The organism is Ureibacillus sp. 179-F W5.1 NHS (genome assembly GCF_045369345.1).
GTDB classification, from domain to species: domain Bacteria; phylum Bacillota; class Bacilli; order Bacillales_A; family Planococcaceae; genus Ureibacillus; species Ureibacillus halotolerans.
Map to the genome: position 1 here is coordinate 1 of NZ_JBIQFG010000002.1, position 25565 is coordinate 25565.

Annotated in this window: 26 protein-coding genes and 1 riboswitch; of the genes, 20 read left to right on the top strand and 6 right to left on the bottom strand. The window is 34.6% G+C overall.

The annotated features are described in order from the left end of the window. Positions 1-597: 597 nt before the first annotated feature. Positions 598-1458: an AraC family transcriptional regulator gene (locus ACH0B5_RS01280; protein WP_406927307.1), complete on the bottom strand. Its 861-nt coding sequence runs from the start codon at positions 1456-1458 to the stop codon at positions 598-600. A 215-nt stretch (positions 1459-1673) separates the two neighbouring features. Continuing rightward, entirely contained in the window at positions 1674-2627 is a 954-nt protein-coding gene (locus tag ACH0B5_RS01285) for an alpha/beta hydrolase (RefSeq protein ID WP_122972851.1), read from the bottom strand. A gap of 261 nt (positions 2628-2888) precedes the next feature. Here ACH0B5_RS01285 and ACH0B5_RS01290 point away from each other — a divergent pair, with 261 nt between their 5' ends. Continuing rightward, on the top strand, positions 2889-3140 hold the full coding sequence (locus ACH0B5_RS01290; RefSeq protein ID WP_122972852.1) for a YqkE family protein: 252 nt from the start codon (positions 2889-2891) through the stop codon (positions 3138-3140). A 168-nt stretch (positions 3141-3308) separates the two neighbouring features. Here ACH0B5_RS01290 and ACH0B5_RS01295 read toward each other — a convergent pair whose 3' ends face one another. From ACH0B5_RS01295 to ACH0B5_RS01305, 3 genes are all read right to left on the bottom strand, one after another. Continuing rightward, positions 3309-4664: an amino acid permease gene (locus tag ACH0B5_RS01295; RefSeq protein WP_122972853.1), complete on the bottom strand. Its 1356-nt coding sequence runs from the start codon at positions 4662-4664 to the stop codon at positions 3309-3311. A gap of 270 nt (positions 4665-4934) precedes the next feature. Continuing rightward, positions 4935-5012, bottom strand: a riboswitch (glycine riboswitch). Positions 5013-5231: 219 nt separating this feature from the next. Beyond that, the gene (locus tag ACH0B5_RS01300; RefSeq protein WP_122972854.1) at positions 5232-5723 is read right to left on the bottom strand and encodes a VanZ family protein; all 492 of its coding nucleotides are present in this window, start codon (positions 5721-5723) and stop codon (positions 5232-5234) included. Continuing rightward, entirely contained in the window at positions 5720-6619 is a 900-nt protein-coding gene (locus ACH0B5_RS01305; protein WP_341361970.1) for an aldo/keto reductase, read from the bottom strand. The genes ACH0B5_RS01300 and ACH0B5_RS01305 overlap by 4 nt, the downstream gene beginning before the upstream one ends. A gap of 82 nt (positions 6620-6701) precedes the next feature. Between ACH0B5_RS01305 and ACH0B5_RS01310 the strand changes: the two genes are divergently transcribed. The 15 genes from ACH0B5_RS01310 to ACH0B5_RS01380 all read left to right on the top strand — a co-directional run bounded on the left by ACH0B5_RS01310 (position 6702) and on the right by ACH0B5_RS01380 (position 21423). Then, the gene (locus ACH0B5_RS01310) at positions 6702-7241 is read left to right on the top strand and encodes an NUDIX domain-containing protein (protein WP_406927308.1); all 540 of its coding nucleotides are present in this window, start codon (positions 6702-6704) and stop codon (positions 7239-7241) included. Between the two features lie 169 nt (positions 7242-7410). Then, positions 7411-7920 carry a hypothetical protein gene (locus ACH0B5_RS01315; protein WP_406927309.1) on the top strand — a complete coding sequence of 170 codons (510 nt, stop codon included), beginning with the start codon at positions 7411-7413 and terminating at the stop codon, positions 7918-7920. A 66-nt stretch (positions 7921-7986) separates the two neighbouring features. Continuing rightward, the gene (gene fur, locus ACH0B5_RS01320) at positions 7987-8439 is read left to right on the top strand and encodes a ferric iron uptake transcriptional regulator (RefSeq protein ID WP_122972858.1); all 453 of its coding nucleotides are present in this window, start codon (positions 7987-7989) and stop codon (positions 8437-8439) included. A 118-nt stretch (positions 8440-8557) separates the two neighbouring features. Then, positions 8558-9460, top strand: coding sequence for a site-specific tyrosine recombinase XerD (gene xerD, locus ACH0B5_RS01325; protein ID WP_406927310.1), 903 nt, complete (start codon positions 8558-8560; stop codon positions 9458-9460). A gap of 130 nt (positions 9461-9590) precedes the next feature. Further along, positions 9591-10769 (top strand): phosphopentomutase, encoded by a 1179-nt coding sequence (deoB, locus tag ACH0B5_RS01330; protein ID WP_406927311.1) that lies wholly within the window; start codon positions 9591-9593, stop codon positions 10767-10769. Between the two features lie 12 nt (positions 10770-10781). Beyond that, the gene (locus ACH0B5_RS01335) at positions 10782-12086 is read left to right on the top strand and encodes a pyrimidine-nucleoside phosphorylase (protein WP_122972861.1); all 1305 of its coding nucleotides are present in this window, start codon (positions 10782-10784) and stop codon (positions 12084-12086) included. 173 nt (positions 12087-12259) lie between these two features. After that, complete coding sequence (locus ACH0B5_RS01340; RefSeq protein WP_406927312.1) at positions 12260-13384, top strand: GerAB/ArcD/ProY family transporter; 1125 nt, start codon at positions 12260-12262, stop codon at positions 13382-13384. After that, complete coding sequence (locus tag ACH0B5_RS01345; protein WP_406927313.1) at positions 13350-14792, top strand: spore germination protein; 1443 nt, start codon at positions 13350-13352, stop codon at positions 14790-14792. The genes ACH0B5_RS01340 and ACH0B5_RS01345 overlap by 35 nt, the downstream gene beginning before the upstream one ends. Beyond that, on the top strand, positions 14789-15940 hold the full coding sequence (locus ACH0B5_RS01350; RefSeq protein ID WP_406927314.1) for a Ger(x)C family spore germination protein: 1152 nt from the start codon (positions 14789-14791) through the stop codon (positions 15938-15940). The genes ACH0B5_RS01345 and ACH0B5_RS01350 overlap by 4 nt, the downstream gene beginning before the upstream one ends. A 298-nt stretch (positions 15941-16238) precedes the next feature. Continuing rightward, on the top strand, positions 16239-16592 hold the full coding sequence (locus ACH0B5_RS01355; RefSeq protein ID WP_122972864.1) for an STAS domain-containing protein: 354 nt from the start codon (positions 16239-16241) through the stop codon (positions 16590-16592). Beyond that, positions 16585-17028, top strand: a complete 444-nt coding sequence (spoIIAB, locus tag ACH0B5_RS01360; RefSeq protein WP_122972865.1) for an anti-sigma F factor — start codon at positions 16585-16587, stop codon at positions 17026-17028. Before ACH0B5_RS01355 ends, spoIIAB begins: the two co-directional genes overlap by 8 nt. Before the next feature lie 131 nt (positions 17029-17159). Further along, entirely contained in the window at positions 17160-17948 is a 789-nt protein-coding gene (locus ACH0B5_RS01365; RefSeq protein WP_122972866.1) for a SigF/SigG family RNA polymerase sporulation sigma factor, read from the top strand. Then, positions 17945-19414, top strand: coding sequence for a spore germination protein (locus ACH0B5_RS01370; RefSeq protein WP_341361979.1), 1470 nt, complete (start codon positions 17945-17947; stop codon positions 19412-19414). The genes ACH0B5_RS01365 and ACH0B5_RS01370 overlap by 4 nt, the downstream gene beginning before the upstream one ends. Positions 19415-19515: 101 nt before the next feature. Further along, on the top strand, positions 19516-20838 hold the full coding sequence (gene lysA / locus ACH0B5_RS01375) for a diaminopimelate decarboxylase (RefSeq protein ID WP_406927315.1): 1323 nt from the start codon (positions 19516-19518) through the stop codon (positions 20836-20838). Between the two features lie 213 nt (positions 20839-21051). Continuing rightward, positions 21052-21423: a GNAT family N-acetyltransferase gene (locus tag ACH0B5_RS01380; protein ID WP_122972869.1), complete on the top strand. Its 372-nt coding sequence runs from the start codon at positions 21052-21054 to the stop codon at positions 21421-21423. 49 nt (positions 21424-21472) lie between these two features. Here the strand turns inward: ACH0B5_RS01380 and ACH0B5_RS01385 are convergent, their stop codons facing one another. After that, positions 21473-21994: a DUF309 domain-containing protein gene (locus ACH0B5_RS01385; protein WP_122972870.1), complete on the bottom strand. Its 522-nt coding sequence runs from the start codon at positions 21992-21994 to the stop codon at positions 21473-21475. A 112-nt stretch (positions 21995-22106) separates the two neighbouring features. Here ACH0B5_RS01385 and ACH0B5_RS01390 point away from each other — a divergent pair, with 112 nt between their 5' ends. The 4 genes from ACH0B5_RS01390 to ACH0B5_RS01405 all read left to right on the top strand — a co-directional run bounded on the left by ACH0B5_RS01390 (position 22107) and on the right by ACH0B5_RS01405 (position 25476). Further along, entirely contained in the window at positions 22107-22886 is a 780-nt protein-coding gene (locus ACH0B5_RS01390; RefSeq protein WP_122972871.1) for a segregation/condensation protein A, read from the top strand. After that, positions 22855-23442 carry an SMC-Scp complex subunit ScpB gene (scpB, locus tag ACH0B5_RS01395; protein WP_341361981.1) on the top strand — a complete coding sequence of 196 codons (588 nt, stop codon included), beginning with the start codon at positions 22855-22857 and terminating at the stop codon, positions 23440-23442. The genes ACH0B5_RS01390 and scpB overlap by 32 nt, the downstream gene beginning before the upstream one ends. Positions 23443-23472: 30 nt before the next feature. Then, positions 23473-24453 (top strand): D-alanyl-D-alanine carboxypeptidase family protein, encoded by a 981-nt coding sequence (locus ACH0B5_RS01400; protein WP_406927334.1) that lies wholly within the window; start codon positions 23473-23475, stop codon positions 24451-24453. Between the two features lie 288 nt (positions 24454-24741). Continuing rightward, complete coding sequence (locus ACH0B5_RS01405; RefSeq protein WP_122972873.1) at positions 24742-25476, top strand: pseudouridine synthase; 735 nt, start codon at positions 24742-24744, stop codon at positions 25474-25476. Positions 25477-25565: the final 89 nt, after the last annotated feature.

A 25565-nucleotide genomic window follows, 5' to 3' on the forward strand; every position in this document is an offset into this window, starting at 1 on the left:
AATGGCTAGAAAATAGTTCGGTTTAAGTGGATCAGTTTTTAATTAATAAATGGCTCAATTTTTACTTGCGAAATACACATGATGGGGATAAAAATTGAAATGAATAAACAAGGAAACGACACACCCCATAATAAAGTTGGATTTATATTCAGTGACCATTTCTTTACGAAAATAAGAGAAATATAGATTCCTAATATAATCGAATTCATTAAGTTAACCCAAAAAATTAGACTAAAAATATATGTTGAGTCTATATAATTTCGGACTTGGGTCTCTAAATAAAAAATTAAAGATGATAAAATAATCAATCCAATAACCCAAAGTAACTTCCAGAAAAAAGCTAACCCTTTAAACTTTTTCAATGTAGTGCTCCTTTTTGATTCGACTTTCTTCTTAATTTATCATAAATTATCCTAATTAGTTAAAATTTTCAAAATGAATCAGTCGAGAAAACTAATAAGAAACAGTAAATTCGTATTTTTACCGAAATAAATCTGGCGTTAAACAAATAATTTATTTGATATTTTAAAAACCAGTTAGATTCTAACTGGTTTACCTAAATTTTTATGAATTTAATAATTTTCTTTTTTCTCGCTATTACTTCTCTTTTACTGGCATCCATATTTCACTATATACATTTTCGGCAGAATTATTATGCTTTATAAAAGAAATCCCTGGAATATTTGCTACTTCATATCCTGAAGTTGGTAACCATTCAGAATAAATTTTTGCATGGGTCTCTTGGAACGTAGATGGAAAAGGTCCTTGATTTGGGAAAATTGCCCATAGGCTTTCATCGATAGAAATTTGCTCTAAATCATCGAATGGATTTTCTTTTGTTGTTGCGAATCCGATCATATGGGTTAAATAGCCTTTTTCCTCTAAAAAACCTTCATCAAAATCATACGATACATTCAACACTTGATGAGGATATAAGTCAGCTAATTGATGCATTTCATTTCGTTGTTGTTCGGTAATTGACTGGGCTAGTTCTAAGATTGCATTATTTTCGCCTTCGAATTGAATGGGTACCCTTTTTGATACGCCCACTATATTGAATTTCTCTTTCTTTTCAATTTTAAATTCCATTGAAATACCTCCCTTTATATCGATAACGAATGTAAATTTAGGAAAGGATTTTTGAATTTTGTTCTTTATTACTTCTGAAGGTAAAAATCCACTCCATTCACGGAAGGCTCTTGAAAATCCTTCTATCGATTGAAAACCATATTTATAGGCAATATCCGTCACCTTTGCTCCGTTAATTAATTCAACATTTGCAACGGAAAATCTCCTATTTTTTATATAGTCTTTTAATGACATGCCAGCCATATAAGAGAACATTCTTTTAAAATGATAATCAGATAGACCTACAATTTTTGACATCTCTTCTCCGGAAATCTCTTCCGTCAAATGTGTTTCAATGTAGTCCATTAAATGATTAAATTTTTCAATCATCCATTTTCCCTCCTTTACAAGTTCATCTTATCGTTCATATTTAGGATTGACTCGATATTTTATATACGGAATATATCGGATGATAATCGATAATACAAGGTAGGTATGTAAAAAAGTAATCGTGATAACATGCAAAAACAAAATCTGCCCATTCTTTTAGAAAGAGCAGATTTTTATTCACTATGAATGGAAGTAGTTAGGAAGTCTATCTAGGTTTAGGATATGTCTTTTTCAACTTGTTCCACATTTCCATAAACGTACTTTTGTAAAAACTCCAATACCGTTTCTTCATATTCTTCGGGATTTTGATTAAAGGATTGGGCGTGGGCTCCTTTTTCAAAGAGCTTTAACATCTTTGGTTCTTCTTTTTCTTCATACATTTCTTCTGTCATATAAGGCAAAATAAAATCATCTTCAAGACTATGGATAAATAATACCGGGGATTGAATAGTTTTAACTGCTTCCTTCGGCGTGATACTTTTAAATGTATAGCCATCACGCATTTTTAAAAATATGTTTGCTAAATGGATGGGGATTTTCGTCCGTAAAATCGTTTCTTTTTTTAATATATAAGAGATAAGTTCCGAGAAATTTGAAAACCCACAATCCGCTATATAAAAGTCTGCTCCGTCTTCAACTAAACCCGCATATAAGATCATGCTTGCAGCTCCCATCGACTCTCCATGTATGCCAATAATGGCATCTTCACCAACAATCGATTTCATCGTTTGGACGACTGCAGCGATATCAAATTTTTCATAATAGCCATAACTTGTTGTTTTTCCCCCAGAATCACCGTGACGTCGATGGTCGAATACGAAGGAATTATAACCAAGTCGTTCAAACATACGAGCATATTTTACAGAATTAATTTTGTTTTCTGTAACACCATGACAGATGATAATCGTATTTTTTGTGTTAAGGGGTTGGAAGAAAATGCCCTTTATTGAATAGCCATTAGGAGAATCGATACTTAATTCATCCTTTGGACATTGATTGAACCATTTTTCATCAAAGCGTTGTGCTTTTAATTCACGATCATATATAAACGTTGCATCTTTATTTTTAATATACATCAATCGATTCGAAGCAACGAAGCCGAAGACGGTAGTTGCAGCAGAAAGAATAGTGGTGATAATACTTGAAACCCAAAAGAATTTTCGTTTCATTAAAAACACCTCGATTCATTAATAGTAGTATTATTCTTTCTTTTGTCGCTATTCACTGTTCTATTATGAATTGTAAATAAATTTATATTAGCTCTAACGATTGGATAGTATTCAATGTACGAAAAATATCTTTATTACTATACTACGCAACAGTATTTGTTTGAGTTCGTGACAAATGGGAGAATGTTTTAGATGAAAGAGATTTTTTCAATTTCATGATAAACTAAAAAGGAAATACGAAATGGTAAGTAGGTGAATAGTATGGCGAAAAAGAAAAAACCATTCACTTCGGTAAAAAAGTCCAAAAGTGAAGATACATTAACATTACAAGACCAACTAAACGGTGATGTATTAGCAAAATTAAAAGCTGCGAAGAAAAATTTAGTAGAAGAAGAGCAGGCGAAAGAAGAAGAGCGTCAAGCGCGGTTAGCCTTTGAAAGAAAGCAACGGGAGAAAAATATGTCTTTTGAAGAGCTACTTGAGAAATACGGCGATCAAGGATCGAAGTTTTAATCGATGTTGTCGTTCGAAAAGAAGGTATTTTCCATTCAAACTACATACTCAAAAGAAAAAAGTAGTATTAGGAAACATGAACTGAATCCCGAATAGTGGACACTTTAAAAAAAGTGGACCTATTCGGGGTTCAGTTCAACATAACTAATACTACTTTTTTCTATTTGTTCAATAATCCCTTGATTGTTTTTTCTTTCTAAAAGCATAAGAAATAAATAAAAGAATAAACCAAAGAGGTGTTAATAATAATGCCGTTCTCGTTTCTTCAGCCATGAACATTATAAGTAAAATACAAACAAAAAGCACCAATACTACATAGTTTATAAAGGGTGTAAAGGGCGCCTTAAAAGTAGACTTTCTATGTAAATCCCGTCGAGTTTTTTTATAACGTATATGGGATATTAAAATGATACTCCACACCCAAATAAAACAAATGGCACTAATTGTTGTGACGATACTAAAAGCAGCATCTGGAATGACATAACTTAATAATGCCCCAATGGATAAAACAACGGATGATATGAAAAGGGCATTTGCTGGTACAGCATGTTTATTTAAATTACTTAAATGTTTTGCACCTTGTTTATTTTTACTTAAGTTATACATAATACGGCTTGTTGAAAATAACCCACTATTACAAGCAGATGCGGCAGATGTTAAAACAACAAAATTAATAATGCCCGCTGCTATCGGAATACCGACTAAACTAAATACTTGTACAAAGGGACTGCTTTCTGCATTCAGTTCTGTCCAAGGATTAATACAAAGAATGACGAAAATAGCTCCAACATAAAAGAGCAAAATGCGTAATGGAATTTTATTTATTGCCGATGGAATATTCTTAACAGGATTAGAAGTTTCCGCTGCAGAAACACCTACTAATTCCACTCCTACAAAGGAGAATAGAACCATTTGAAAGGCAAGTAAAAATCCAGTAACGCCATTCGGGAATACTCCGCCATGTTCCCATAAGTTTGAGATTGAAACCGTACCACTATTTGTTTCAAAACCAGTGACAATCATTACCATACCGATAACGATTAAAGCAATAATTGTAACGACTTTAATTAAGGCAAACCAAAATTCTAATTCTCCAAATAGTTTAACAGTCAACAAATTAAATCCAAGTAATAATACGAGACATATAATAGCCGGAATCCATTGGGGTATATCGAACCAATATCGAACATAAACCCCTACGGCAATAATATCGGCCATTGCTGTCATAATCCAACAGAACCAATAAGTCCAACCTGTTATATAGCCAGCCCAAGGACCGATATAATCTACTGCAAAATCGTTAAAAGATTGATAGCCTTTATTTGATAATAATAGTTCTCCTAGAGCCCGCATAACGAAAAAGACGGCTGCTCCGATAATCATATAAACGAGCAGTATAGACGGACCTGCTTTTTCAATCGCCGCACCAGATCCTAAAAATAATCCAGTTCCAATCGTTCCTCCAATGGCGATTAATTGTACGTGCCGGTTTTTTAATTCTCGTTTTAATTCTTGTTGATTCATCCATATGCCCCCAACTATAGCGGCATTGCTCTTGTAATGAACTTTTTCTTAAGGACAGTTAAAAAGGAATATCCTTTTTAACTGAATCCCTCTATTCATTCAGAAACAAACAGTAACAAAGGGGAAAATAAAAATGAGATAGGATACCCTATCTCATTCGACATTTAAAAATAACAAAAGATAAAAGAATAAACTTTTTATTAAGAAAGAAGCCTTTCATGAATAAAAAAGTCAAAATTACCATCATAAATCGCTATTTCGCGATTATTTGTTACTTTTTCTGTCCTTTTGCCTGAGATTGTGAACCCTTCGGCGTCGCAAAGATGCGATCTCTCCAGAAATTGCTCCTGCTATAGTCATCCCATAGCAATCACCGCTATTTAATTTTGTAACAAAAGAACATCCATAAAAGGGTGGAGTTCAATTTTGTATACATTTAGTAATGTTATCAATGTTTATAAAAATATTCAATACGATTGAACAGTGAACTAATGAAAAATGATAAAAATTTGTTATTTTCTAGAATAGTTTTTCAAAAGAAAGTAAAAAGGGATCAAAGAGATATGATCATTCAACACTATTTCTCTGCTTTATTTTTTGATATAAGGCACTGAATAGCTTAAATAGAATGACAAAGGTGATGGCACCATATGTGTCTAAAAGAACGTCATCAAAAATCCCTGTTCTACCTTCTACAAATGTTTGACGATATTCATCCAATGAAGCAATGACAAATATCGATAACACGGCACAAATACCGGCTAGTTGAAATTGGAATTTTCGATATATCCGATAAATTAAAATGGCAATGATACCATAACCCGCAAAATGTAACCCTTTACGAATTAAAAATTCCACAAAATAATAATATCCACGGCTTTCAACGGAAATAGTTTGGTCCCAATAGGTTAGTTCCAATTTGCTTAATAAATTGTAAAACGGTTTGTTTTCTAATGTTTCTTGCAATGTAGGTACAATAGTTTGTTGTTCATAGGTCATACTCGAAATACAAAACAACATTATCAAAATACCGACAATTAAAAAAATATATTTCTTCATCGATGCTCCGTATAGACCTCTTTTTTCGTTAATTCAGAAACGATGGATAAATTTTGGATGGATTGGGCTTTCTCATAGGCTGCTATTGTATCAAGTAATTGCTTTTTAGAACTAGCGCCAAGCACTGTAGAAGCGATAACTGGATGACTAAGATTATAGGCTAATGCTAATGCATGGATGTCTTCATATTCCTTTTGAAGATTTGTTAACACTTCCATCAATTCATCCTTCGTATAAGATAGATAACCCTTTGATTTTTCTAATCTCGTTGGCCATTCTTTCGTAAGTAAACCTTTTGCAATGGAACCGCGGGTTACGACTGAAGCACCTGTTTTTGTAATCTCTTCAAACCATTCTTCAGGACGACGATCTAAAATACTATATTGCATCATGTTTGATATAGCATTGCTTTTTTGTAAAAACGGCTTGAATACATTAGGTCTAATAGAGGAAATACCATATTCTCGAATGTAACCTTCTTTTTTAAGTTTTTCAAAGGTTTCAATAATATCATCCCACGGATCATCAATTGTTCCGCCGTGTAATTGATAAATATCAATATAATCCGTTTTTAAGCGACGTAAACTATCTTTTACACCTTGTTCGATTATTGCAGGGGATGGATCCCAATGCCAACCTTCTTCCCCCTCATTCCATCGATTACCGACCTTTGTAGCAAGGATAATATCATGACGATGGGGTTTTAAAAGTTCCCCGATAATCTCTTCATTAACCCCTTTATCATACAGGTCAGCAGTATCAAAATAGTTAATACCATTTTCAAGGGCGCTATCTACAATTGGCTTTGCTTCATGAATCGTTGTCGGTAAAGACATACAACCGAAACTAATTTCCGAAATTTCAATAGAACTATTTCCAACTTTTCTTTTTTTCATGTTTTAACCTCTTTCCCCCAAACAAATTCTTTCACTAATGGTACAATGAAATGAATCAACAGGACAAGTGAGGGCGTTTGAAATGAAAAAATTCGAAGAAAAAACAATTGATTCAACTCCAATTTTTAAAGGGAAAGTGATTTCATTAAAAGTAGATGACGTTACTTTACCAAATGGAAAGCAATCAAAGAGGGAAATAGTGAACCATCCAGGAGCGGTTGCGATTATAGCTATAACAAAAGAAGGGAAATTAGTTTTAGTAGAACAATATCGAAAAGCATTGGAACGTTCGATTGTTGAAATTCCAGCAGGGAAGTTGGAGCCTGGGGAAGAACCAGCTGTTACAGCTAGAAGAGAGCTGGAGGAAGAAACGGGATATGGATGTAATGAACTAATTTATTTGCAAACCTTTGCCACTTCTCCCGGCTTTGCTGATGAAGTAATTCATTTGTTTGTTGCAAAAGATTTATACAAAATAGAAGAAAAAGCGGACTTAGATGAGGATGAATTTGTAGAACTTTTAGAAGTTACTGTTGAAGAAGCGGAACAAATGGTAGTCAATCAGCAAATTTATGATGCGAAAACAGCTTATGCTGTACTTTGGATGAAAATGAATCAATAGGGTTATTTTTTAATAGAAAACATCGTCCTTTTTACGGAATCTCAAACGATCACAACGGATTATAAAATGTCTGACGAAATTTTAATAGATTACTTTGAAATTTGAACTTAGTTTTAGGGTATATTGATAGAGAACGAGCATAAGCTATACCAACGAAAGGAGAATGCTTATGTTTCGTTCTGTATTATTTATTCAATATGCTGTTATTTTAGCTATTAGTTTTATAAGCGGTGTTGTTTGTTTTCAAGTGTTTTCTTTGGACAAGTCTATGAAATTAATAAGTTATGTGGATCCGAGGGTTTTAGATTTAACCGATGTTTCCTTTTGGAATACCATTATACCGTTAGTTGCTTGGGTAGTACTCGTCCTGCTCTTTGCAACCCATCCATATTTACATGTTTTATCAAAATTCGTTGTGGCTGTTAAAATTACATTTTTTGGATTTAGTTCGGTGTTTCTATTAACACAACAAGAATCCTTGTTAGTTTACAGTATATGGTGGTTCCCATTCCAACTCATTTATTGTGTACTATTATTTGTCCTTTGTTCGGTTTATACAACGAAGAAAATGGGGCCTAACCGAAAGCATTTCTTTTCTCAACGACTCTTTGTTACAATCATCGTTACGTTAATCATTATTTGCGTAGGGGAGATTGTTGCAATTTCTTACATTTTATAATTCATCCCTCTCTTGTAATAGCTTTTACTCATTTGGTATAATAGAATGAGTTTAGGAGGGCGTCTTATGGAAAGCCGTATTGACCGTATAAAAAAGCAATTGCATAGTGCTGGCTATAAACTGACGCCACAGCGTGAAGCGACAGTTGCAGTGCTATTAGAACATGAGGAAGACCATTTAAGTGCTGAAGATGTTTACTTATTAGTAAAAGATAAAGCACCTGAAATTGGTTTAGCTACTGTTTATCGGACATTAGAATTATTAACTGAATTGAAAATTGTTGACAAAATTAACTTTGGCGATGGCGTATCTCGTTACGATCTTCGACAAGAAGGTGCAAAACACTTCCACCATCATTTAGTATGTATTGAATGTGGTGCGGTAGATGAAATCCAAGAAGATTTATTAGAAGATGTCGAGGCTATTGTTGAAAAACGTTGGAACTTTATTATTAAAGATCATCGATTAACATTCCATGGTATTTGCCACAGATGTCATGGACAAAATGAAGAACAATGAAAAAGGATGTACATTTCGTTTATGACGGATGTACATCCTTTTCTATTAAGTATCTTCTATACTTGTAGACAAATTCGAAAAAATCTATAGTAGGAATAAGAAGGATAGGTGATGAACAATGAAAGAAGCTAAAGAAGCGATATTAGATTATCTCCATTTTTTACAAGTTGAACGACAACTATCTGCAAATACATTATCTTCATATCGGCGTGATCTTGAGAGTTATATAGAGCATATATATAAAGTACAAGCTATACAATCATTAAAAGATATTAACCGATCCCATATATTAATACATTTAGAGACATTAAGAAGCGAAGGTATTTCAGCAAGAACGGTAGCGAGACATATTTCATCTATCCGTTCTTTCCATCAATTTTTATTACGAGAAAAAATGACCGATACTGATCCGACAGTTCATTTAGAAATGCCCCAAATTGAACAAAAGCTTCCGAAAGTACTATCCATCGATGAAATTGATGCATTAATATCAGCACCTAACCCGGAAAAGCCTCAAGGCGTAAGGGATATTGCAATGTTGGAACTTTTATATGGAACAGGTATGCGTATTAGTGAACTAATCGGTTTAAATTTAGACGATGTCCATTTAACGATGGGCTTTGTTCGTGTTTTTGGTAAAGGCGGAAAAGAGCGAATTGTCCCACTGGGGAAAAGTGCCATTAACACTTTAGATCGTTATTTGCAAAATGCCCGTTCCAAATTACAAGGGAAATATCCGAAAACGGATGCTTTTTTCATAAATCAGCGGGGAAAACGTTTAACACGACAAGGTTGTTGGAAATTATTAAAGGAGCATGCTAAAAATGCCCATATTGAAAAGGAAATAACACCCCATACGTTAAGACATAGTTTTGCAACCCATTTAATTGAAAATGGTGCTGATCTTCGTGCGGTTCAAGAAATGTTAGGACATGCGGATATATCAACAACTCAAATCTATACCCATATAAGTAAAACGCGACTTTCGGAAGTATATAAACAATTCCATCCAAGGGCATAAAGGATTTGGAACGGAATATGAACGGTTAAAATAAAAGTTTCACTAAAGGATGACAAATATTACATATAAAATTATTTGTAAGATGTCTGACCTTTGTTTAATATAGAAAATGGAAGAGGAGGACACATTTATGAAACCGTTTAAAAAAATACATGTAATCGTAATGGATTCAGTTGGAATCGGAGAAGCACCTGATGCCGACCGTTTTGGAGACACTGGTGCTGATACATTAGGGCATATTGCTGATAAAATGAATGGATTAACAATGCCCAATATGGAATCATTAGGACTATCAAATATTCGTGAAATAAAAGGTATTAAAAAAGTAGAACAACCAAAAGCGTATTTTGGGATGATGCAAGAGGCATCTGTCGGGAAAGATACGATGACAGGACATTGGGAAATTATGGGTTTAAACATTGATAAACCATTTAAAGTTTATCCAGAAGGCTTCCCTAAGGAACTTATTGAACAATTGGAAATGAAAACAGGTCGAAAAGTGATTGGCAATAAACCGGCTAGTGGTACAGGAATTATTGATGAGCTAGGACCGGATCATATGGAAACAGGTGCCATGATCGTTTATACATCGGCAGATCCTGTTTTACAAATTGCAGCCCATGAAGACATTATTCCATTAGAGGAACTATACAAAATTTGCGAAATCGCAAGAGAGCTTACTTTAGATCCAGAATTTTTAGTCGGTCGAGTTATTGCTCGTCCGTTCGTTGGAACACCAGGGAACTTTACCCGTACAGCCAATCGTCATGATTATGCGTTAAAACCTTTTGGTCGCACAACAATGAATGAATTAAAGGACTCAGGATTTGACGTGATTGCTATTGGGAAAATTTCTGACATATATAATGGTGAAGGCGTTACAGAGGCAATTCGTACAAAAGATAATACAGATGGAATGGATAAATTCATTGACGTTGTTAAAAAAGATTTCCATGGCATTAGCTTCTTAAATTTAGTTGACTTTGATGCGAATTACGGTCATCGCCGAGATCCAATTGGATATGGAAACGCTTTAGAGGAATTTGATCGTCGATTACCGGAAGTTTTTAATGAAATGAAAGAAGACGATTTATTAATCATTACAGCGGATCACGGGAATGATCCGACTTTCCCTGGAACAGATCATACGCGAGAGTATGTGCCATTATTAGTATATTCGCCAAGATTTGAACAAGGGGATGAAATACCTCTTCGTGAAACTTTCGCAGATATCGCAGCAACGATAGCTGAAAACTTTAATGTAAAAGCACCACAATTTGGTTCAAGTTTCTTAACGAATTTAAAGTAGGAGGTTCTCCACATGAGAATGGTTGATGTTATTGAGAAAAAACGTAATGGTGAAGAATTAACAACCGAAGAAATTCGTTTTTTCGTACAAGGTTATACAGATGGATCAATTCCAGATTACCAAGTAAGTAGTTTAATGATGGCTATTTATTTCCAAGATATGAATGATCGGGAACGGGCTGATTTAACGATGGCAATGGTTGAATCAGGTGACCAAATCGATTTATCCGGGATTGAAGGAATAAAAGTTGATAAACATTCAACAGGTGGAGTAGGGGATACGACTACGTTATCTTTAGCAGCAATGGTTGCTGCATGTGGTGTTCCTGTTGCCAAAATGAGTGGTCGCGGCCTTGGCCATACTGGCGGAACAATCGATAAGTTGGAGTCAATAAAAGGATTTCATGTAGAGCTTTCCAATGAACAATTTATGAAACAAGTAAATGACATTGGAACTGCTGTTATCGGTCAAAGTGGAAACTTAACTCCTGCCGATAAAAAGTTATATGCATTGCGTGATGTGACAGGTACGGTACCAAGCATCCCATTAATCGCAAGTTCGATCATGTCTAAAAAAATTGCAGCTGGTGCAGATGCCATTGTTTTAGACGTGAAAACAGGCGAAGGTGCATTTATGAAAACGTTTGAAGATGCGAAAAGTTTAGCCCATGCAATGGTGCAAATTGGCAATAGCGTTGGTCGTAATACAATGGCGATTATTTCTGATATGAGTCAACCATTAGGTTTTGCCATCGGAAATGCATTAGAAGTAAAAGAAGCCATTGATACATTAAAAGGTAACGGTCCTGAAGATTTAATGGAATTGTGCTATACATTAGGATCCCAAATGGTCGTATTAGGCGGAAAAGCTAATAGTATTGAAGAAGCTCGCACTCAACTGCAAACTGTAATCGCTAATGGCCAAGCATTAGAGGTGTTTAAGAAGTTTGTCGCTGCTCAAGGGGGAGATGCTTCTGTCGTTGACGATCCTTCTCTATTGCCTCAGGCAAAATATCAAATGGAGTTACCTGCAAAGGAAACGGGCTATGTAACGAAAATTGAAGCAGATGATGTCGGTGTAGCAGCAATGTTATTAGGTGCAGGTCGTGCAACTAAAGAGTCAACAATTGATTTATCTGTTGGACTTGTCCTACATAAAAAAGTAGGCGATGCTGTTCAAAAAGGAGAGTCGCTTGTAACAATTCATTCGAACAGTGAAGATGTTTCAGAAGTGATGGAGAAACTTTACAAACATATTGAAATTGTGCCAGAAAAAGTGGAAGCTCCAACATTAATTAAAGAAGTCATTACAAAATAATCTTAAGTTAAAAGTTAGTAACGTTAAGTAAGAACGTTACTAACTTTTTTGCTTTTTCGAAGATTTTCCGAAATAAACTTCATTTAGTATTTTTAATGTTAATGATGTGTGGATGTAATATTTGCATATGAATAGGGAATAATACTGCTATCCTAGGAAAAATAGGTGATTGTATGCAAAGCTTAACAAAAGTGTTACTCCCTAGACAATTGTTGCTAATGTTAATCCTTTCGACAGGTTTATTAAACCATGTCATTTTAATTCCTAATTTGCTTTCAGCAGCTGGTAGAGATAGTTGGGTAAGTGTCATCATCACCTATCCCATTTGTATTCTATTCCTTATACTTATTACTTATATTTTAAACAACAGTCCGCAGGATGGATTCTTTTCATTAATAAAGAAGCGGATGGGTAAAACCTTTTCGATATTTCTTTCCATTCCTGTTGTGTTGTATTTATTTTTTAGCACCTATGTAACTTTTCGTGACTTAGTCATCTGGTTAAATGCCTACTTTCTTGCTGAAACTTCCTTTTTAATGATTACCGTCCTTTTAATCATTGCCTGTTGTATTGTTACCCTTGTAGGGATTAAAAATATGTCGATTACAAGCGGTCTATTATTGCCACTCGTAATTATATTTGGAATATTTATCTCAATTACAAATACTCCTTCTAAAGATCCAAGTTTATTGTTTCCGATTTTTACGGATGGTGTTTCACCTATTTTAAAGGGGAGTGTATATGTACTATCAGCACTACTTGAAGTTTATGTCATCGTTTTATTACAACCTTATGTACAAGCACCTATTAAATTCAAACATTTATTTATACTTATTACGATATTTACCATTCTTATTTTTGGTCCTCTTACGGCTTCATTAATGGAATTCGGCTTAACGGAATCCGTTAATTTTCGTTATCCGGCTTATGAACAATGGCGTATATTAAGCATCGGTGAGTATATTTCCCATTTAGATTTTTTTGCGTTATATCAATGGCTAAGTGGGGCCGTTATTCGCATTGGATTACATATGTATCTCCTATGCACATTTTTCGCAAAAACTCGACATTATCGTTTAAATTACAAACCTGTTCTCGTTCTATATATTGTTCTATTTGCCGTTATGATGATTAAAGTTCAATCCCAACACTTTTTTGAATTTGTATATAAGTACTACTTCCCGATTTGTTTTATATTTTTTACGTTTCAAATACTTTTTTCAGCCTTTTATATTTTTGTAACGAAGAAAAGAGTTGAGCAACATGACAAACACATCAAGTTCCAACAAAATAAATGAAAAAGTACAAAATTTGAAAAATCAATTTAAGTTTAGTCAAGATTTCCTTTATAAAACCCATCAAATTCAGTCTAAAACCTTTGAGTTTATGTTTTTTGAAAGCTTAGTTGATAATCAATATTTGGATAAAAACATTTTACCTAAATTGAGTATCTATGAAGATGATTTAATAAAGGACCGGTTAATTTCCTTGTTTTACGCAGAGGACGTTTCTTTCAAGTCAGAAGAAGAGTTGTCCGATTTGCTTTTTCAAGGAAACATTTTATTTCTAGCCGATAATTGTCTTTTAAGTATGCAAATGGGGGATTTTCCAAAGCGTATTCCAGAAGAATCCGCCCTTGAAACATCTTTAAGGGGTCCAAGGGATGGATTTGTAGAGGATATAAAAACGAATATATCTTTAATTAGAAGAAGGATTCAGTCATCTACTTTATGTCTCGAAAAATATACAATTGGAAAAAGAAGTAAAACAAAGGTAGCGCTCATGTATATGGAAGATATTATTGATCCAAGAGTGCTAAAGGAAATACAAAAGCGGTTAAATCAAGTAGAGCTAGATATTTTAGTAAGTATAAATGAGCTTGAAGATTGTATTAGGGATAGACCAAAGTCGCTTGTTCCTACGTTGTCGTATACAGGTAGACCGGATTTTTTAGTACAAGCATTAAATCAAGGGAGATTTGCCCTTTTAGTGGATGGAAATCCAACCGTTTCTTTCGCGCCGATAGGAATGCTGTTAGAAACGAAGTCGCCAGAAGATTCCTATCTTAACTATTTTTTTGTATCGATGGAAAGGTTATTAAGATCGGTAGGAGCGTTGATTTCCGTATTTTTACCAGGAATATGGGTTGCGTTTACTAGTTACAATATCGAACAAATTCCTTATTTATTAGTAGCGACCATTTCAGTTTCCCGTTTAGGAATCCCTTTAGCCACAGGAATCGAAATGTTCCTTATCTTATTTTTATTTGATTTATTTAATGAAGCCGGTGCTCGACTTCCCCGGGCTATTGGTCAAAGTGTAACTGTATTGGGAGGTTTAATAATAGGGGACGCAGCGATTCGGGCAGGTCTTACTTCTCCTACTATGTTAGTTATTGTAGCGATTACTTATATTTGTTCCTTTACAGTCGTCAATCCAGCTTTAAGTACTGCGTTTGCCGTTCTTCGACTAATTATTACGCTGCTAAGTTCAATCTTCGGTCTATTTGGAACAATTTTAGGATTTATTCTTACAATAATATATTTTTCAACCATTACTTCTTTTGGAGTTTCCTATATAAGTTCATTGGCACCATTTAGTTTTAAAGAAGGAATAAAAACTTTTTTAAAACCTCCACGCTCATTTTATAAATCCAGAACAACTATAACTAGTCCTGAAGATGCTACGAGGAGTGGAAAGGAATGAAACGAATGATGCTCTTTTCACTTTTCTTATTCATTGTTGTGTTCTTATCGGGATGTGGCGGTGTGAAAAATATTCAAGACTTAACTTATATTGTCGCCATTGGTATGGATTACGATCAAGAAAAAAATGAATATATTGTTTATCTTCAAGGGTTAAATTTCACCAATGTCGCAAAACAAGAAGGAGCGAGACCGACTGAAAAGGTACCTATTTTTGTTGGGAGAGCAGAAGGAGAAACGTTGAATTTAGCTATAAGTGAACTATATAACAAAACAGAAAACGATTTGTTTTTAGGGCATGTAAGTGCCCTCGTATTAAGTGATAAAATTGTCACCCATAAATTTAATGAAGTAATAGAAGAAATTAATCGCAACCGTTCCCTTAGTTCTACCCTTCAAATTGTGACAACAGAAGAGGAGATTGAAGATGTTTTAAATGTGGAAGCATTATTTAACTATCCACCTATTTATACAATCCTGTTTAAAAAATTTGCCTATGAAACTGCAAGAGATGAACTTAAGCCAGTGACATTAATGGAGTTTTTAAAAACTTATTATGAGCCGATGGGGATGGCAAAAATACCTTCCGTAAAACTGGATGATACGAATTGGATGTCTGAAGGAAATTACACAGCCCTTTATTTTAACGGATATTCTGTTTTTCAAAATGAAAAATATGTACAAGAAATTGAATTTAATGATGCACTATTTCTTACTTGGTTAACTGAAGATAAAGTGACGTTAAATTATAAAGTAAAAAATGGTGAGGAGCTTGTAGCAAATGTAGAGTTCTTAGATTCAAAAATGAACATTCATTATGAAAAAGGAACGGACTCTCCACAATTTTCTGTCGAACTTTCCGCCAATGTCGATTTGTTGGAGAAACTAAAAGATATTCCGATTGATGAGGTAATTAAACTGATTGAGGAAGACTTAAAAGAAAAATTTATATCCCTCTATCAAAAGGGGGTGGAAAATCAATTAGATGTACTGAATATAGGTGAAAAATGGTACAGAATACACCCAAAGGCATACAAAAAATTGGAACAATCTTATACCTTTTATTTAAACAATAACTCTTTAAAAAATGTCAAGGTTGATGTAAATATAATCCACTTCAATACTTATAAATATGAAGTGGAAAGGTAAAAAGATTAATAATGACTTTAAAAAGAGCATGCTTTGATTTTGCAAAGGATGTTCTTTTTTAATGGAGGTCAAAACAATAATTTCTTAAATCCTATTTTCAAATGTTTAAAATGGAAAGTTTTTTTCCATACTTATTTTGGTAATACAATCATTTTTTTATATCATTTGATAAATCTATCCACTTTTCCTTTTGTCGTATTTTCACTAGTTTCAGCGAATTTCTTCTACTATTGTCAGTAAAAAGGAATCTGATAATAAAATGTTGAATTAGCGAACTTAGAGGAGGCGAATTAACAAAATGAACTATGAAGTTAACATGCACTTAAATGATATAGCAGTCATCAGGCTATATGGTGAATTAGACCATCACGAAACAGAAAAAATTCGCACGCATATTTCCAAAACGATTTTACAAGGAAATTTGAACACAATTATTTGGAATTTAGAAAGATTGAACTTTATGGATAGTTCCGGAATTGGGCTGATTTTAGGTCGTATGAAGGAACTTAGTGCCGTAAATGGTCAAACGGTCATTTTAAACCCTTCAAATACGATGAAAAAAATCTTTCAATTTTCGGGACTTGCTTCATTTATTATGGAGGGTACAGAAGCAGATGCAATTTTACACGCAAGGGGGATTGTGAATGGATAACGAAATGACACTTTCATTTGTAGCAATTAGTGAGAATGAAAGTTTGGCAAGGATGGCAATTACAAGTTTTATTGCTCAACTTGATCCAACCATTGACGAACTTTCAGAGTTTAAAACAATCGTTTCAGAAGCTGTATCCAATGCGATTATTCATGGATATGACGAAGATGGAAAGGGTATAGTGACTGTTCACGCTGTTCGTGATGGGGATGTTATATCTGTAGCGGTTAAAGATAATGGAAAAGGGATTTTTGATGTGAAGAAAGCAATGGAACCATTGTTTACTTCGAAAGCTGAAATGGAACGTTCTGGCATGGGCTTTACGATTATGGAAAGCTTTGCAGATGACCTTCAAGTTGAATCTGAACCGAATGTTGGAACGGTTGTTACCTTTTCAAAAAAATTTTACTCGGTAAAGATGCCTCAAATCTCTTAAAGTAGCTTTTATTTTTGCGAAACTAGTCGTCACGTGAATGGTGTTTAGCACCTAATTGTTTTTAACAATTTGTTTTAACGATCAATTTTATGTGGACGCAAATACGGTCGTATTTGATAGAAGTAAGGGGGATGAGGACAATCGAACAGCCGTCCAATATTTTGTTAACGCAGGAAGAAATGCGCGGTCTAATTGAAAAAGCGCAAGCTGGTGACATTGATGCAAGAAAGCAAATGATTGAGGGCAATACGCGGCTCGTTTGGTCGATTGTTCAACGCTTTGCTTCCCGGGGAGTAGAGCTTGAAGATCTATTTCAAATCGGTTGTATCGGATTGATGAAATCGGTTGATAAATTTGACTTATCCTACGATGTGAAGTTTTCAACCTATGCTGTCCCGATGATTATTGGTGAAATTCAACGTTTTTTAAGGGACGATGGTATGGTAAAAGTAAGCCGTTCCATTCGGGAGTTGAATTATAAAATTCGTCATGCAACAGATGAATTTTTAAAAACCAATGAAAAGCCGCCGTCCATCTCAGAGCTTGCTGATATTTTAGGTGTAACGAAGGATGAGGTGCTTGTTGCAACCGATGCAATGCGAGACCCAGCTTCTTTACATGAACAGCTTTTTGAAAGTGAAGGAGATTCCATTACTTTAATGGATCAAATGAAAGATGAGAAGTCTGAACTTCCATTTCAATATATTCCTTTAAAAGAAGTTTTAGCAAAATTGGATAAGCGAGAACAAGCGATTATTTATTTACGCTACTACTTAGATTTGACCCAAACGGATATTGCAGAAAGGTTAGGGATATCACAAGTTCAAGTTTCACGTTTAGAAAAGAAGATTTTAGCACAACTTAAAACGTGGATGGAAACGAATACATCACGAACTACAAAAAAGACGGTGAATAAATGAGTAATCGAGTTTTTGCATCTATAGATGAAGCAAAAGATTATTTGTATAGTCAATTTGGTAAAGATGAATCCTATGATGTCTGTATTAAAGACCTTCATGTAAAAAGTTTGCCGATTTTAATGGTTTATATTAGTGGACTTGTCGACGGAACTGCCACAACAGTTCAGTTGACACCATTATTTTTTGATTATGACGAAGATGAAAAGTTTTCTGAGTTAGATATTGAAATTGAACATGAAGATAAGTATTTTGATGATCATTTTAATTTCTACGGAAAATCAATACCAAAAGATCGGGAAGAATTCATGATTGGTGTTTTAGCAGGACAAGTAGGGATTATTACTTTACATGGTTACGGCTATTTATTGGAGCTTAGAAGCTATCCTGGCCGTCAGCCGGATGAACCGGATAATGAAAAAGTCATTCGTGGTTCCCGAGACGGATTTGCAGAAAATATCATGTTAAACTCTGCTTTAATTCGCAGACGGATTCGCGACCCTCAATTACGGTTTGAGTTGCATAAAATTACCACATTAGGTCACACCGATGTGGCCATCTGTTACATGAAGGATATTGTAAATAAGAAACATTTAAAATGGGTACAGAAAAGGTTAGAGGAAATTAAACACGACGGTCTTACGATGGCGGATAAATCCCTCGAGGAATGGCTGTTTAAACAAAAATTCCATCCTTTACCCTTTGTCCGTTATTCTGAAAGACCGGATATTGTAGCGGCCCATTTATTAGAGGGACATATCGCGATTATTGTTGATACGTCCCCTTCTGTTATTGTTGTGCCGATTTCTTTATTCCACTTATTACAACATGCCGAGGAATATCGACAGGCACCGTTTATCGGATCCTTTACCCGTTTGTTAAGGTATTTAGCGGCATTCTTTAGTTTAACGTTACTACCAATTTGGTATTTACTGGCCACCCATGATCAATATTTACCTGATGCTATTGATTTCATCGGTACGAAGGAAGACTCGTCCGTACCATTATTTTTACAAATTATAATCGCTAACTTAGGGTTGGAATATTTAAGGATTGCAGCTATTCATACTCCAACACCGCTTTCTACGGCAATGGGATTAGTTGCGGGAATTATCATCGGTCAGATTGCGATTGATGTTGGATTATTCTCTGCTGAAATTGTGCTCTATTCCGCCATTACAGCAATCTTTACTTTCACAATTCCAACATATGAATTAAGTAGTGCGGTTAAATATTTTCAATTTGTCATTTTGCTTGGTACGGTTATAGCTGGTCCAAGTGGGTTCTTTATTGGTATTTTCATTGTGTTCTCCTATTTATGTTCTCTCAAGCCGATGACAGTTCCATACATGTGGCCTCTTGTTCCTTTTTTCCCAAAAGCCTTTTTACGTGTATTCATTCGTTTTCCTATGGCCGACGATGCGCTCAGACCATATATTGTGGGAGCGAAGCAAAGAAAACGTATTTAAAATCATCCGTTGCGAAAGAAAATTACCTATGTTAAAGTTCATCTAAGGTAATTTTTAATTGGAGAAGGGTTGACCTTTTCCTATCGAGCGGAGGAGAGACTATGCATCTTTATGGAACACAACAAATTAATGAAAATGGACATTTAACGATAGGTGGAGTGGATTCAGTTGAACTTGCGAAAAAATACGGCACTCCACTTTTCGTTTATGATTTACAACTAATTAGAGAACGTGCCCGCGGATTTATCGAAACATTTAAGAAACTTGGTATAAAAGCAGAAGTCGCTTATGCTTCGAAAGCTTTTTCATGTATTGCCATTTATCAACTTGCTAAAGAAGAAAACTTATCTTTAGATGTAGTATCTGGTGGAGAACTGTTTACTGCGATCCAAGCAGGTTTCCCTTCAAAACGAATTCATTTCCATGGCAACAATAAATCCTATTCGGAATTGGAATTTGCCTTTGATTCAAAAATAGGCTGTATCGTTGTAGATAACTTTTATGAAATTGAGCTTTTAAAAGAAATTTCTGAAGAAAGAAAACAAAAGATGCGTATTTTATTACGTGTAACCCCTGGAGTTGAAGCTCATACCCATGACTTCATTACGACTGGACAAGCTGATTCAAAATTTGGATTTGATTTAAATAATGGTCAAGCAGATCGTGCCTTTTTAGAAGTGAAAGATCATGAATATCTTGAACTGTTAGGTTTGCACTGTCATATCGGTTCCCAAATTTTTGAGACAGATGGATTCGGCCTAGCTGCTGAAAAGTTAATGAAAAAACAAGGTGAATGGAAAGAACAATATCAATTCGAAAGTACGGTTTTAAATTTAGGTGGAGGATTTGGTATTCGTTATACGGAAGAAGATACTCCTTTAGAGCCCCATGTGTATGTTGAAGGTATGATCAAAACTGTACAAGAATATGCCGCTAAGCTAAAATTAACAATGCCGGAGATTTGGATTGAGCCTGGTAGATCCCTTGTTGGTGACGCTGGTACATCTTTATATACAGTTGGTTCACGAAAAAATGTTCCCAATATTCGTGATTACATCGCTGTGGATGGCGGTATGAGCGATAATATTCGTCCAGCCCTTTATGATGCAAAATATGAAGCGGTTGTTGCCAATAAGGCAAACGAAGAACGATTAAGTACATACACTGTTGCAGGTAAACTTTGTGAATCAGGTGATAAATTAATAGTAGATGCACCTTTGCAACAAGTTGAATCAGGTGATATTTTAGCTGTTTTCTGTACTGGTGCATACGGTTATTCGATGGCGTCAAATTATAATCGTATTCCTAGACCAGCAGTTGTGTTTGTAGAATCGGGTCAACACCAATTGGCTATAAACAGAGAAAGTTATGAAAATATTATTCAAAATGATCTCCCGCTATCTTTAAAAAAGGGTGAATATTGATGAAAATATCGAAATGGTTGCTTTTTGGGATTCTATTAGCAGTATGCCTGATTTGGGCGTTAATTGATCTATTTATTATCCTTCCAAATGCATCTTTAGAATAGTATTGGTTATGACAATTGTAAGTTTATGGAAATATAGTTGATTACTTGTCTTAAATCATGTAGTATATTTAAAGATGTTGTACTGATAGAAAATGAGGGAATGTTATTCATGTTAATACGCTATAAAAAATCTTTTGAAAAAATAGCAATGGGTCTGCTTTCGTTCATGCCTCAAGAAAAGGACGTAAAGCGTTTGATGGAAACAATACATGCTTATGAAGAAGAAGAAAATTGGCATTTGTATTTGTGGAAAAAAGATGAAGAATATATAGGAATTGTAGGAGTGCTCGAAAAAGATTCTGTTGCTATCATTCAACATATTACGGTAGTGCCTTCTTATCGAGGTGAAGGTGTCGCAATTGCCATGTTGAAAGCACTTTTAAAGACAGGGCAATTTAAAGAGTTGAAAGCGAATGAAGAAACACAACCTTTTATAGAAAAATGTTTACCAATAGTAGAAGAGGCGGACGACAATGAGTGACGTCAGCCTCTTCTTCTTGTTTTTACAAATATATTTGCAAAAGCTGTAATTAATCCTCTTTATTAGAATGTTTTTGCGATAAGCCAAGTTTATTGTTCCGAGCTTCAAGAATATCTGTACGATCGCGTAGCATATGTTTATGGAGAAGAAATTCTTTTGAAACATTGGGTAGTTCTTCTATTTTTCTATCCACGATTGAAGCAAACTTAGCATGAGTCAAAGTTAAAGAAAAAGGTTTAAAGGATTCACCATTTTTTATAGCTTCCATACTCATTTCGCAGTTTTTACATAATTCATCGAACTCGATGAAATCGAAAAAGGGCGATGATTGATTGATAGAGAAATTGTTCATAGCCTTTTTTAATATTTTCATAGCACCGATTGTGTTGTTTCGACGCCAATGATACATGCCTGTTGCAAGTTGGACATATCCTACCAATGGATGATTTTTCTTACCAGGTGCAATTTCTTTCCAATATTCTTCAAGAACTTCGTGACATTCAAAATAATCTTGATTGCCATTAAAATATGTACAATAATCTATAAACAATGGATGAAACAGTGGATGCATTACAATCCTCTTTCCTCTATACTAAAATTTGAATTACAATAGTTAAGTATCCATATGATTAAAATTAGGACGAACTATAAAGTTAACGAACAAAATGTCAGGTGGTTGACACATGTATGAAGTAAAATTAGAAGCCTTTACAGGTCCTCTTGACTTATTATTGCATTTAATTCATCGTTTGGAAATTGATATTTATGATATTCCAATGGCTGAGTTAACCGCACAATATATTGACCATATTCATGCGATGAAAGAGCTAGAATTAAATGAAGCAAGTGAGTATCTTGTCATGGCAGCAACATTACTTGCGATTAAAAGTCGTATGCTCCTTCCCATTCACGAAGGTGAAATAGAAGATGCTGAATTTGAAGTTGAAGGACCTGACCCACGGGAAGAGCTCGTAACAAAATTAATAGAATATAAGAAATATAAAGAAGCTGCGAACGAATTAAAGGATTTAGAAGCTGATCGTGCACAAGTTTTCACACGACCACCTAGCGATTTATCAGGATTTCTGCCAGATGAACAGCTTGCACTTTTCGATATGAATGTCAATGTTTATGATATGTTAAGTGCTTTCCAAAAATTGCTACGTCGGAAGCAGCTTAAAAGACCTTTATCTACAAGAGTTGCTAGACAAGAAATATCGGTTAAAGATCAAATGATTGCTGTGATTGATTCGTTAAAGTTAAGCGGGGGTCGATCTTCCTTTTCTGAACTTTTCCCATACGAAGATAAATCAACAATTATTGTAACGTTTTTATCATTATTAGAGCTAATGAAACGCCATGTCGTTTTTGTAGAGCAAGAAAATAACTTCGAAGACTTAACTGTTATTTTACAAAAGGAGGATATTGGCGATGAACTTAAACAATTTGATGAGCAAGATTGAGGCACTTCTTTTTGTAGTGGGCGACGATGGCTTAACTTTAAAGCAGCTATCCCAATTACTAGAAGTCGATGAAATGGAGATTGAGGCCGCTTTAAGTGAGCTAGAAACAAATTATAATGAATCTGAAGAACGAGGAATCACATTAAAAACATTAGCAGGTACATATCAAATAACGACAAAACCTGAGATGGCGGATTGTATAAAAAAACTTGTAGAAAATCCGAATAGCCATGTGTTATCTACGGCATCATTAGAAGTGTTAGCTATTATTGCGTACAAGCAACCCATTACGAGAACGGAAATTGAAGATTTACGTGGAGTGAAAAGTGAACGTCCTATCCAAACGCTCGTTTCCCGTGCATTAATACAAGAAGTCGGAAGGGCAGAAGGAACAGGACGAGCGATACTTTATGGTACGACAAAGGAGTTTTTGAACTATTTCGGTTTGAAAGATATAAAAGAACTTCCTCCATTACTTGAAGGCGATCAAGTGGATGAAAATGAAGAAACAGATTTATTTATGACGAAATTCCAAGAAGCTTTTAGTGAAGAGTAAAGTGAAAAAAGGAGTGGCTTGTTGAAAAAAATTGCAAAAATCTTTTTTGCGTTTCTTTGTTCCATCGTATTTTTTTTCTCGGTTACAACCGCAGCAAATGCTTCGTATGCCGTAATTGATGCAGAAACAGGTAGATTATTGGAAGGCAGTGATGTCCATTCTAGAATGCCTATAGCTAGTTTAACAAAAATTTGGACAGCATTAATAGCTATTGAAAATAGTCAATTAGACGATGAAGTGACCATTTCTCGCCAAGCAGCATTAAGTGAAGGCTCATCGATTTATTTAGAGCCTGGTGAAAAAGTTACGGTGGAAACGTTATTGTATGGCTTAATGTTACGTTCCGGGAATGACGCTGCATACGCCTTAGCAGAACATGCAGGAAGCTCCTTAGAAGGTTTCGTTGATTTAATGAATGAAAAAGCTTATCTATACGGATTAAATGATACGTATTTTACAAACCCTTCTGGTTTACACAATGAATTACATCTTTCATCCGCATATGATACAGCTCAAATGTTACGTATTGCTTTACAGAACGATACATTTAAAAAAATTGCTTCGACGATTAATTATAAAAGTCCAACTAAAAATGGTGTCACTTGGCAAAATAAACATCGCCTTTTACGTCAACAAGTAGATGCCGTAGCAGGAAAAACAGGGTTTACAAAAGTGGCAGGAAGAACGTTGGCAACTTATTTTGAAAAAGATAATAAAAAGGTTATTGTTGTTACGTTAAGCGAGTCAAATGATTGGCAAGTACATACATCACTTGCGAATAAAATATTTTCCAACTATGACTATGTTACAATTGCAGATAAAGGAGAATATCAAGCAACAGAAACAAAAACGGTAGAATTAAGTAAACCGATTAAACTATTAGTTAACAAAGAAGAAGAAAAACAAATTCAAAACGTGTTACACTTATCTAGAAAGCAAGACAACTTTGGAATTTGGCATGTATTTTTAAATAATGAAAGTATTTATTCAACTAGAGTTAATATCAAATAAAGTCGTTCCAATAATGAACAGTACGAATAAAGATGATCATTCTTTAAGGACTGCAATTCGAGCAGTCTTATTTTTTGTGTTTTGGATATAGGGATTTTTAACAGTTTAAAGTATCCATAAACTACATATAGCTTAAGAAAGAAGCAATTTTATATGTTTTTTACATGGCTCCTTTCGAAATAATCAAACAACTTTCGAAATAAGCTATTTTTCTTTAATAATGAAACAGAATATGACATAATTTTCAACAGATTAAATGTGCTGACACGAATGAACGGGGTGGACAAATTGGAAAGATTACAGAAAGTGATTGCGTATGCTGGCGTAGCATCAAGGCGAAAAGCAGAACAATTAATTTTAGAAGGTAAAGTGAAAGTCAATGGAAAAGTTGTCAAGGAGTTAGGGACAAAGGTTTCAAGCTCTGACACAATCGAAGTAAATGGTATCAAACTTGAAAAAGAAGATAAAGTTTACTTTTTGTTATATAAACCAAGAGGCGTAATATCAGCTGTAACAGACGATAAAGGTCGAAAAACGGTGACGGATATTTTCAAAAAGCATGTACATCAACGTATTTTCCCAGTTGGACGTCTTGATTATGATACATCAGGTTTACTTTTATTAACGAATGATGGCGAATTCGCTTACCAAATGACCCATCCAAAGTTTAAAATCGATAAAACCTATGTCGCTCGTGTAAAGGGAGTACCTACCATTGACGGCTTAAAGAAATTACAGCGCGGTATTAAATTAGAAGATGGTAAAACGGCACCCGCAAAAGTAAGTATGACATCTTTTGATGAAAAAGCAGGGAAAGCAATTTGTGAAATTACGATTCACGAAGGGCGCAACCGACAAGTTCGTCGAATGTTTGAAGCGATAGGGACACCAGTTGTCAAATTAAAACGTGAACGGTTTGCATTTTTAGATTTAGCTGGATTAAAACCTGGAGAATATCGGGAATTGTCAAAACATGAGGTAAAATTGCTTCGAGTTTTAGCAGAAACAGGTAAAATTGACTGATATTAGGAAAGAAAGTTTCATAAATCAGTCAAAATCAGAAGATAATGCAAAAATGAAGTTTGCTATAATAAAGAAGATTGTATAGTTTT